Annotated in this window: 11 protein-coding genes; 7 read left to right on the top strand and 4 right to left on the bottom strand. The window is 65.4% G+C overall.

Translation table 11 applies throughout. The features are described from left to right. On the top strand, positions 1 to 203 hold a 203-nt coding region (locus tag ACPGXI_RS17275), incomplete at its 5' end, for an MspA family porin (RefSeq protein ID WP_526655132.1). A gap of 79 nt (positions 204 to 282) precedes the next feature. Here the strand turns inward: ACPGXI_RS17275 and mscL are convergent. Next, positions 283 to 729, bottom strand: coding sequence for a large-conductance mechanosensitive channel protein MscL (gene mscL / locus ACPGXI_RS17280; RefSeq protein WP_526655134.1), 447 nt, complete (start codon positions 727 to 729; stop codon positions 283 to 285). 489 nt (positions 730 to 1,218) lie between these two features. Here mscL and ACPGXI_RS17285 point away from each other — a divergent pair, with 489 nt between their 5' ends. Both ACPGXI_RS17285 and ACPGXI_RS17290 read left to right on the top strand, forming a co-directional pair. Further along, positions 1,219 to 1,626 (top strand): hypothetical protein, encoded by a 408-nt coding sequence (locus ACPGXI_RS17285; RefSeq protein WP_526655136.1) that lies wholly within the window; start codon positions 1,219 to 1,221, stop codon positions 1,624 to 1,626. Positions 1,627 to 1,911: 285 nt separating this feature from the next. Next, positions 1,912 to 2,337, top strand: coding sequence for a hypothetical protein (locus tag ACPGXI_RS17290; protein ID WP_526655138.1), 426 nt, complete (start codon positions 1,912 to 1,914; stop codon positions 2,335 to 2,337). Between the two features lie 59 nt (positions 2,338 to 2,396). On the opposite strand, the gene ACPGXI_RS17295 is transcribed toward ACPGXI_RS17290, so the two are convergent. The 3 genes from ACPGXI_RS17295 to ACPGXI_RS17305 form a co-directional block, all read right to left on the bottom strand. Beyond that, positions 2,397 to 3,056 (bottom strand): SAF domain-containing protein, encoded by a 660-nt coding sequence (locus ACPGXI_RS17295; protein WP_526655140.1) that lies wholly within the window; start codon positions 3,054 to 3,056, stop codon positions 2,397 to 2,399. 63 nt (positions 3,057 to 3,119) lie between these two features. Continuing rightward, positions 3,120 to 3,488, bottom strand: a complete 369-nt coding sequence (locus ACPGXI_RS17300; RefSeq protein WP_526655142.1) for an FmdB family zinc ribbon protein — start codon at positions 3,486 to 3,488, stop codon at positions 3,120 to 3,122. A gap of 95 nt (positions 3,489 to 3,583) precedes the next feature. After that, positions 3,584 to 4,168, bottom strand: a complete 585-nt coding sequence (locus tag ACPGXI_RS17305; RefSeq protein WP_526655144.1) for a 5-formyltetrahydrofolate cyclo-ligase — start codon at positions 4,166 to 4,168, stop codon at positions 3,584 to 3,586. A 63-nt stretch (positions 4,169 to 4,231) separates the two neighbouring features. On the opposite strand from ACPGXI_RS17305, the gene ACPGXI_RS17310 reads away from it, so the two are divergent. The 4 genes from ACPGXI_RS17310 to sepX all read left to right on the top strand — a co-directional run bounded on the left by ACPGXI_RS17310 (position 4,232) and on the right by sepX (position 8,527). Continuing rightward, complete coding sequence (locus ACPGXI_RS17310; protein WP_526655146.1) at positions 4,232 to 5,155, top strand: UTP--glucose-1-phosphate uridylyltransferase; 924 nt, start codon at positions 4,232 to 4,234, stop codon at positions 5,153 to 5,155. Positions 5,156 to 5,240: 85 nt separating this feature from the next. Further along, the gene (gene glp / locus ACPGXI_RS17315; RefSeq protein WP_526655148.1) at positions 5,241 to 6,518 is read left to right on the top strand and encodes a molybdotransferase-like divisome protein Glp; all 1,278 of its coding nucleotides are present in this window, start codon (positions 5,241 to 5,243) and stop codon (positions 6,516 to 6,518) included. 19 nt (positions 6,519 to 6,537) lie between these two features. Beyond that, entirely contained in the window at positions 6,538 to 7,191 is a 654-nt protein-coding gene (locus ACPGXI_RS17320) for a GNAT family N-acetyltransferase (protein ID WP_526655152.1), read from the top strand. Between the two features lie 154 nt (positions 7,192 to 7,345). Then, positions 7,346 to 8,527 carry a divisome protein SepX/GlpR gene (sepX, locus tag ACPGXI_RS17325; protein ID WP_526655150.1) on the top strand — a complete coding sequence of 394 codons (1,182 nt, stop codon included), beginning with the start codon at positions 7,346 to 7,348 and terminating at the stop codon, positions 8,525 to 8,527. Positions 8,528 to 8,582 lie beyond the last annotated feature (55 nt).

The following is an 8,582-nucleotide window of genomic DNA, read 5'->3' on the forward strand; positions in this document are numbered from 1 at the left end:
ACCTCGGTAACGGTCCGGGTATTCAGGAGGTCGCGACCTTCAGCGTCGATGTTGCCGGGCCTGGTGGTTCGGTGGCGGTGTCCAATGCCCATGGCACGGTGACCGGCGCGGCTGGTGGGGTGCTGCTGCGGCCGTTCGCCCGGTTGGTCTCCTCGACCGGTGACAGCGTCACGACTTACGGCGCACCCTGGAACATGAACTGAACTTTCGCCCAACGACAATCGGCCTCGGCTGCAGCCGGGGCCGATTGTCGTTGATTCACATCAGCTCACGGGTGGTTGGTCACTCTTGTTCCTCGGTCTGTGGGGATGCGCTGCCGTGCCTGCCGGTCGCATCGGCGTTCGCGTCAGCGTGCAGGAGATCACGGATTTCTTTCAATAGAGTCAGCTCGGTCTCCTCCGATGTATCTCCGGATTCCGCGTTCTCGCCCAGCTCATGGATCTTCTTGAACGGCGCGACGATCAGGAAGTAGATCACCGCAGCTACGAGGAGGAAGTTGATGCCCGCCGACAGCACAGCGTTGAGATCGACATATTGCTCACCTCCGAGAGGGATCTGCAGGATGCCGTACTCCGAATCGGGTCCAGCGCCGATCCGGTCGATGAGGGGCTGTATCACGTTCTGCGTGAACGCCGTCACCACGCCGGTGAATGCGGCCCCGATCACCACCGCGACGGCCAGATCGATCACGTTGCCCCGCGATATGAACTCCTTGAACCCCTTGAGCATTGGTTGGCAATCCTTTCGTGTGTGACTTATCCAGGTCGACTCGGACCATAACCTCTGGGAACACAACCTCTCGGAACACCCCGGTGCGGTAGGCATTGATGGCATTCGCACATCGGCGGTGTGGGTCGACATCCGCGTCGGCGGGGAGCAAGGCGAGACCGGGCCTCTCGCTGGAGGCGACTCCGGGATGCCAAGTGACTACCCTCGGCGACAGCAATGTTTGCTATTGCGACCGGAGCGACACCGGCGACTGAGTGCACTGGGCCGGTCATACCGTCGCTGTTACGACTGATCTAGCTGCTGTTTTACCGCGAATTCACGCCAGCGCAGACTTGCCGCCAACCTCGGTGGACCGGGTTGATTTCTTGATAGTCGACTTTGCTCTCCCGAAATGCGGGGTGGGGTCCGCGCTGATATTCTCAGATCGATGTTGAACGCTTCCACTGTCGTCGCGACCCGCGCGATCTCGTCCCAGAAAGGGGCAGGCCGATGGCCGCTCTCACCGTCAAATCCACCAAGCTGAACGTCCTCGGCGTCGGTGCTCTGTTCTTCAGTATGGCTGCCCTGACATTCGGGGCGGGCACCGCCAGCGCTGACCAAAACGATCCCGCCATGACAGAGGTGGGTGGAAGCGGAGTCGTGAACTCGCGTCAATCGGCCTCCGTCACCGGCGGGGGCTACTGTTCAGTCAGTACCGGCACAAAGGGTGCATCAACAGTAACCAGCGATATCGGTGTGCCGATGCAGAGGGCCGAAGAAGCCGGACCTGAGTGGGTCGGGTCACGGGGCTGGCAGGCCATTGGCCTGTCGCCGTCAAACCCGTGGGGCGGTGCCTTCAGCCCCGGAAACACCGGCACCGGTCCGCAGTGCGGCAAGGGCAGCGCCAGCGGGTTCTGACCTGACGGTCCATGGATTCACGCCCGGCGAATGCGCTGGGCCGCATTCGCTGGACTCGGTTTCACCGGAGCGGGGTGGCAGGCCAACTCCGCTGAACCTGAGTGTTTCCTGAGCAGTTGAACCTGAGTAATTCCTAAGCAATCGGCTTTGCTCGGTGATGTCAACTGGAGGGTCCGTTCGCACTGGTAGGCTGCGGGCACTGGAATATTCGACTGCCGTAACGCGCGGTCTCGTTATCGCGATCTCATCATGTAGAGATCTCGTCACATAGAAAGGGGCAGGCCAATGGTCGATGTCTCCCGCAAATCCGCCAAGCTGGGCGTTCTGGGCTGCGGTGCACTTGCCTTCAGCATGGCTGCCGCCACGCTCGGTGCAGGCGCCGCGAGCGCGAACCCGAACGACCCTGGCATGACGGATGTGCGCGGAAACGGAGTTGTGAGCTCGCGGCAGGCCGACTCCACCTCCGGCGCGAATCGCTGTGATGTCAGTACCGGTACGCTCGGTACGGCGTCGATCCACGACGCCGACCACGGTGAACCGATGCAGAGGGCCGCCGAGACGGGGCCCAGTTGGGTGGGATCAGACGGCTGGAACGCCATCGGCCTGTCGCCCTCGAACCCATGGCGCGGCAACTTCAACCAGAGCACCAGGACCGGTCCACAGTGCAGAGGGGGCAACGCCCACACGGCGGGCACGGGCAGGGTTTTCTGATCTGACGCTTCACGATTCCGCCCCCGACGATTCCGTCGGGGGCGGAACTCGTTGGGTGGTCAGTGCAGTGTGAGCGTGATGGCCTGTACCAGTGCCGCGCCGGCGACGGTCTTCGCGGCCGCGGCATCCAGCGCTACCAGCACCACGCGACCGCCACCACCGGCGGTCATCCGGTTATCTTTGGCCGACACCAGCACCACCACCGCGTCGGTGGCGATCAACCGGGAGCTGTCCACGGCGTCAGCCGATGCCGGCGCGGCCACGATGTCGACGATGTCTCCGGGCCTTACCAGGTCTACCAGGGCGGCGTCGGCCAGTGGAAGGGCAACGATGCGCGCGTCCGGCCCGGCGGCCGATTCAGCCAACCGCGGCCCCAGGACCCGCACATCGGTAACGACCTCACCCCGACGCGCCGGCCCGGCCAGCGTGGCCCCCACCACCGAGTCGGCATCGGTCTGTGAACCATCGGGGATGGTTGACGTCGCGTGTGTTTCCAGCCGGATGTCGTCGGCAGCCAGTCGGGTGCCCGGCGACAGGTCGCGAGTGGTGACGACGACCGCGGTGTTCTCCGCGCGCGGATCGTCACGCCAGGCGGCAATGGCGGCCAGAACGACGAGGGCCCCCGCAAGCGCCCGCCGGGCGGCCACGGTATGCGACCAATCGGGTCGCAGGAAGCGGGCAAGCCGATGCAGTGGTCCAGGGTCGAGCGAATCCCCCATTCGGCCAGGCTAGACAGCCTGCAGACGCTCAGCCAGCCCCTGGTTGTGCGGCTGTGGATAACCTCAGTTCGACGCTGTGGCTGCCGGCTTCGAGGAGCTCTTCGATGTACTACTCGACTTGTCCGAGGAGGTCGACTTGTCCGAGGAGCTTGAGGTTTCCGCCGAGGTCTTCTCCGACGAGGTCTTCTCCGACGATGTGGCGGCCGAGGAGTCCGGGCTACCGGAACTGGAGCTTTGGGCCGAGCTCTTGGCCGCCTCGCGGCTGTCATTGCGATAGAAACCGCTGCCCTTGAAGACCACTCCCACCTTGCCGAAGACCTTGCGCAGCCGTCCATCGCACTGGGGGCACTCGGTCATCGAATCGTCGGTGAACGCCTGCACCACATCGAACTTGTTGGCGCATTCGGTGCATGCATAGGAATAGGTAGGCACTAAAAACCTCCACGGTGGTCGAACTTTCTAGCACTCTACCGGCTCAAGTGCTAGAACCGCCAGGCGGCCTTGGTCACTCCCGCACCCATCCGCGCTCATAGACCGAGCGCGACCACCCCCTGGCCGGGGGTCAGCGCATGTGTCATGCGCACATCGTGTGGTTCGGCGGGGAGCCGATCGACGAGTTCATCGTCACGGACCACGGCGACGAGTGCGGCGCCAGGGTCAGCCAACAGCAATGAACGGTCGTAGAACCCCGCGCCGCGGCCCAGTCGCATGCCCCGCCGGTCGACCGCAAGTGCGGGCACCACCACCACGTCCGCCTTTGCCACCGCCTGGGCTGGCAACCATGGTGGCTCGGGTTCGGACAGTCCGAACGGGGCATCGACGAGTTCCCCCGGGCGATACCGGCCCCACCGCAGCGGCAACGGCGCGTCGTCGACACCCCGGCGAGCAACCGGCAGAAGCACGATGACCTCGCGGCGCGCCAACGCATCGATCAGCTCCGGGGAACCGGGCTCGGAGCCGACGGGGACATAGGCGCACACTGTCTGGCCAGGGTTGACGAACGCCGACAGGTAGGTAGCGAGTACTTCTGCCTCGGCATCTCGCGTTTGTGCGGCCACGGATCTGCGGGCAGCCAGGATCCCGGTTCTTACCTGTGCCTTTGTCGACCGCACGCGAACTCCTCCGGTGCCGGGTAGGAAGGAACCACCCAAGGCAGAGAGGATAATGTGTGAACGATGAATCGGCCTGAAGTTCCGATCCCTTACACCGCGGTCGTGCCCGCGGCGGGACTGGGAACGCGTTTTCTTCCCGCCACCAAGACGGTGCCCAAGGAATTGCTGCCCGTCGTCGACACGCCTGGTATCGAGTTGGTTGCCGCAGAGGCGGCCGATGCCGGCGCCCAGCGGCTGATCATCATCACGTCCGAGGGTAAGGACGGCGTGGTCGCGCACTTCGTCGAGGATCTGGTCCTTGAGGGAACCCTGGAGGCGCGCGGCAAGAGTTCGATGCTGGAGAAGGTCCGGCGCGCGCCGGCGCTGATCAAGGTCGAGTCGGTGGTCCAGGCCGAACCCCTCGGTCTCGGGCATGCGGTGAGTTGTGTCGAGTCCAGCTTGGCTCCGGGCGAAGACGCGATCGCAGTGCTCTTGCCTGACGACTTGGTGCTGCCCACAGGTGTGCTGGAGACGATGTCGAAGGTGCGGGCCAAACGCGGCGGTTCGGTGCTGTGCGCGATCGAGGTGGACGAAGAGCACATCAGTGCCTACGGGGTTTTCGACGTCGAGACCGTCCCTGACGCCGTCAACCCCAACGTGCTCAAGGTCAAGGGCATGGTGGAAAAGCCCAGAGCCGAGGATGCGCCTTCGCCGTACGCCGCAGCTGGGCGCTACATCCTCGATCGGGCGGTATTCGGCGCACTCAAACGGATTCCGCGAGGTGCGGGCGGCGAATTGCAGCTCACCGACGCGATTGCTCTGCTGATCGACGAGGGGCACCCGGTGCACGTGGTGGTCCACCGAGGATCTCGACACGACCTGGGAAATCCGGGCGGCTACCTGAAGGCTGCGGTTGACTTTGCGTTGGAGCGCGACGATTACGGGCCCGAACTGCGCCAGTGGTTGGTCGAGCGGTTGGGGCTGAGCGGCCTGGTGGAAAAGCTCTAGCGGTTCTAGCGGCGGGCGCATCCGCTCAGCGCTGTCGGTGTCAGTCCACGTCGGCCGGGTGTTGTGAACGGGAGAAAGGCGTGATTTGCGTTCGGTGGAGGAGCAGCAGGCGCGGGTAGCCTCTGCCGCGGTGGCCCCACGGCCGGTACGCGTGGCGATCGCGGAGGCGCAGGGTTTGATGTGTGCCGAAGAGGTGGTGACCAAGCGTCCACTGCCTGGATTCGACCAAGCGGCGATCGACGGGTACGCGGTCCGCAGCGTCGACGTACTCGGCATCGGCGACGCCGACGGGGGCGACGATGATGACGACGCCGAGGAGTCCAGAGACCGCAATATCAGCCTGCCGGTGATGGGTGTGATCGAGGCCGGCGCGCGTACTCCGGGCAGACTGCAGCCACGGCAGGCGGCGCGAGTGCAGACCGGCGCGCCGCTGCCCACCCTTGCCGATGCTGTATTGCCGTTGCGCTGGACGGATGGCGGCCAGACGCGGGTCAGGGTATTGCGGGGGGTCCGATCTGGTGCCTACGTGCGTCGCACGGGTGACGATGTGCAGCCCGGTGACGTCGCGGTGCGAGCCGGCACGGTCATCGGTGCCGCGCAGGTGGGCCTGCTCGCCGCGGTGGGGAGTGAGCGCGTACTGGTGCACCCGCGGCCGCGACTATCCGTGATGTGTGTGGGTGGCGAACTCGTCGACATTTCGCGGACGCCGGGCAATGGTCAGGTGTACGACGTGAACTCCTACGCGCTGGCGGCCGCGGGAAGGGATGCGGGCGCGGAGGTGAACCGGGTCGGCATTGTGCCGACTGACCCCCAGCAGTTGCGGCAGGTCATCGAAGGTCAATTGGCCCGCGCCGAGGCGGTGGTCATCGCGGGTGCCGTAGGGGGCGCGGCCGCCGAGGGGGTGCGATCGGTGCTTGCCCAGCTCGGAGACATGGAGGTCACGCGGATTGCGATGCATCCGGGGTCGGTGCAGGGCTTCGGCCAACTGGGGCCCGAGCGCGTCCCCGTCTTCCTGCTGCCCGCCAATCCGGTCAGCGCCTTGGTGGTGTTCGAGGTCATGGTGCGTCCGCTTCTTCGGCTCTCGCTCGGTAAGCGGCAGCCGGCGCGGCGTGTCGTGCAGGCCCGCACCTTGTCCCCGATCAGCTCGGTAGCCGGTCGCAAGGGATATTTGCGCGGCCAGTTGATGCGGGACCAGGACACCGGCGAATACCTGGTGCAGGCTCTGGGCGGAGAGCCCGGCGCCTCATCGCACCTACTGGCGACCCTGGCCGAGGCAAACTGTCTGGTCGTCGTGCCTCCCGACGCGGAGCAGATCGGCACGGGTGAGGTCGTTGACGTCGAATTCTTGGCGCAGCGCGGCTGAACGCCAGATGACCGCCGTCATGAACCTGTGGAGCTCCCGTTCGCAGCATCCGGGATGGCCCGTGCCCGTCGGCCCACTGCGGGTGTCCGCGGGGCTGGTCCGGTTGCGTCCGGTCCGCCTTCGCGATGCCGCGCAGTGGAGCAGGGCCAGGCTGGCCGACCGCGAACACCTTGAACCTTGGGAGCCCTCGACTGATCTGAGTTGGACAGTGCGACATGCTGTTTCGTCGTGGCCTTCAGTCTGTTCGGGCCTGCGTGCCGAGGCCCGCAAGGGCCGCATGTTGCCCTACATGATCGAGCTCGACGGACAGTTCGCAGGCCAGCTCACGATCGGAAATGTGACTCACGGTGCGCTGCGCTCTGCGTGGATCGGTTACTGGGTCGCCAGCGGGTCGACGGGCGGTGGCGTCGCCACCGGGGCGCTGGCACTGGGCCTGGACCACTGTTTCGGCCCGGTCAGGTTGCACCGCGTCGAAGCCACTGTGCGCCCCGAGAACGCGGCGAGTCGCGCGGTGCTGGCAAAGGCCGGATTTCGTGAGGAAGGCCTGCTGAAGCGCTACCTTGACGTCGACGGCGCCTGGCGCGATCACCTGTTGGTGGCGATGACCATCGAGGAAGTGTCCGGGTCGGTGGCCTCCACGCTGGTCCGCGCGGGCCACGCTTCGTGGGGCTGATGGTGTCGATTTTAGGGCCCCCGTGTTACTGATGTGACAAATGTGGCGTTTGGTGCTTGTCACCAGCGAATTACAGGTGTGTAATTGTCTTCGGCGCGCCGCCCTCGGATGCGCTGGTCACAGACCTAGCCTGATGGGGAAAGGAGCAGGCGCCATGCCAAGCATCCCCCAATCTCTTCTCTGGATCTCCCTTGTTGTCCTCTGGCTCTTCGTGCTGGTTCCCATGTTGATCAACAAGCGCGATGCCGTCCGTCGCACCAGCGACGTCGCTCTGGCGACGCGGGTGCTCAACAGCAGCCGCACCGCCCGGCTCCGCCGGCGGCGTGCGCCCGCGTCGGGGCACCGCAGCGATCCGGACTGGCGGCCCTCCGGTGACGAGGTGGACGGTGAGTTCGACGGCCTCGGCGAGGTCGAGAACGAGGCACCAGGCCGGGCGGTCGTCATGGTCGCCGCCGAAGCCCAGCACGCCGAAGGTGAAACCGACTATCTGGATGTCGATGTCGTGGAGGATTCCGCTGCGCTGCCCATCGGCCGACTCACACCCCGCGATCATCCGGTCACCGGGGCCGAAAGCGACGAGCTGATTTCGGAATACGGTCATCCCGGTCAACCCAGGGACATCAAGGCTGCCGGTTCGGCCTACGGCGCCGAGGATGACCTTCCCGACGACGACAACTACGACGACAACTACGACGACGACAACTACGACGATGAGTACGGCGCCGGCGACCTTCAGGCCGATGAGTGCGGCGCCGACGACCTTCACGCCGATGAGTACGGCGACGACGACCTTCACGCCGATGAGTACGGCGACGACAAATACGAGTACGAGTATGTCGCCGACTCATCGGGTTTGGAGGCGCCGTCGGACGCGGATCTGCACATCGCCGACTCCATGAGCGCGTCTCGCCGACGCCGGTATGAATCGACTACTGCCGAGGCGGTGACGGCTCGCAAGTATCGATTCCGCGCGCGGAGTCTCACGGTGATGGCCGTGCTGCTGCTTACCAGTGCTATCGCGGCGTATACCTGGTCCTCGACGATGTGGTGGGTAACTGCTTCAGTGGGCGCGGTCACCGCCATCTACCTGGCCTACCTGCGTCGACAGACTCGCATTGAGGCACGGGTGCGCCGGCGTCGTGCACAGCGGGTCGCCAGGTCGCGGCTGGGCGTCGAGAACACCGCAGCCGACCAGGAGTTCGACGTGGTGCCGTCGCGGTTGCGACGGCCAGGTGCCGCGGTGCTGGAGATCGACGACGAGGATCCCGAGTTCGAGCATCTGGACTACGTTCCGTTCGCGCGCCACTACGATCTGCCGCGGGCGGCCGGGCAGTAGCATCCTCGCGATTTTCTGCCGCTGTGCGGCGGCTGGTAGCCTGCTACCGGTATCA

The sequence above is a fragment of the Mycobacterium sp. genome, from assembly GCF_049608025.1.
In the GTDB taxonomy this organism is placed as follows: Bacteria; Actinomycetota; Actinomycetes; order Mycobacteriales; family Mycobacteriaceae; genus Mycobacterium.

What these genes read in the sequence shown, in the direction of transcription:
- mscL (WP_526655134.1), bottom strand. Translation starts at nt 729, where the DNA reads ATGCTCAAGGGGTTCAAGGAGTTCATATCGCGGGGCAACGTGATCGAT.
- ACPGXI_RS17285 (WP_526655136.1), top strand. Translation starts at nt 1,219, where the DNA reads ATGGCCGCTCTCACCGTCAAATCCACCAAGCTGAACGTCCTCGGCGTC.
- ACPGXI_RS17290 (WP_526655138.1), top strand. Translation starts at nt 1,912, where the DNA reads ATGGTCGATGTCTCCCGCAAATCCGCCAAGCTGGGCGTTCTGGGCTGC.
- ACPGXI_RS17295 (WP_526655140.1), bottom strand. Translation starts at nt 3,056, where the DNA reads ATGGGGGATTCGCTCGACCCTGGACCACTGCATCGGCTTGCCCGCTTC.
- ACPGXI_RS17310 (WP_526655146.1), top strand. Translation starts at nt 4,232, where the DNA reads ATGAATCGGCCTGAAGTTCCGATCCCTTACACCGCGGTCGTGCCCGCG.
- ACPGXI_RS17320 (WP_526655152.1), top strand. Translation starts at nt 6,538, where the DNA reads ATGAACCTGTGGAGCTCCCGTTCGCAGCATCCGGGATGGCCCGTGCCC.
- sepX (WP_526655150.1), top strand. Translation starts at nt 7,346, where the DNA reads ATGCCAAGCATCCCCCAATCTCTTCTCTGGATCTCCCTTGTTGTCCTC.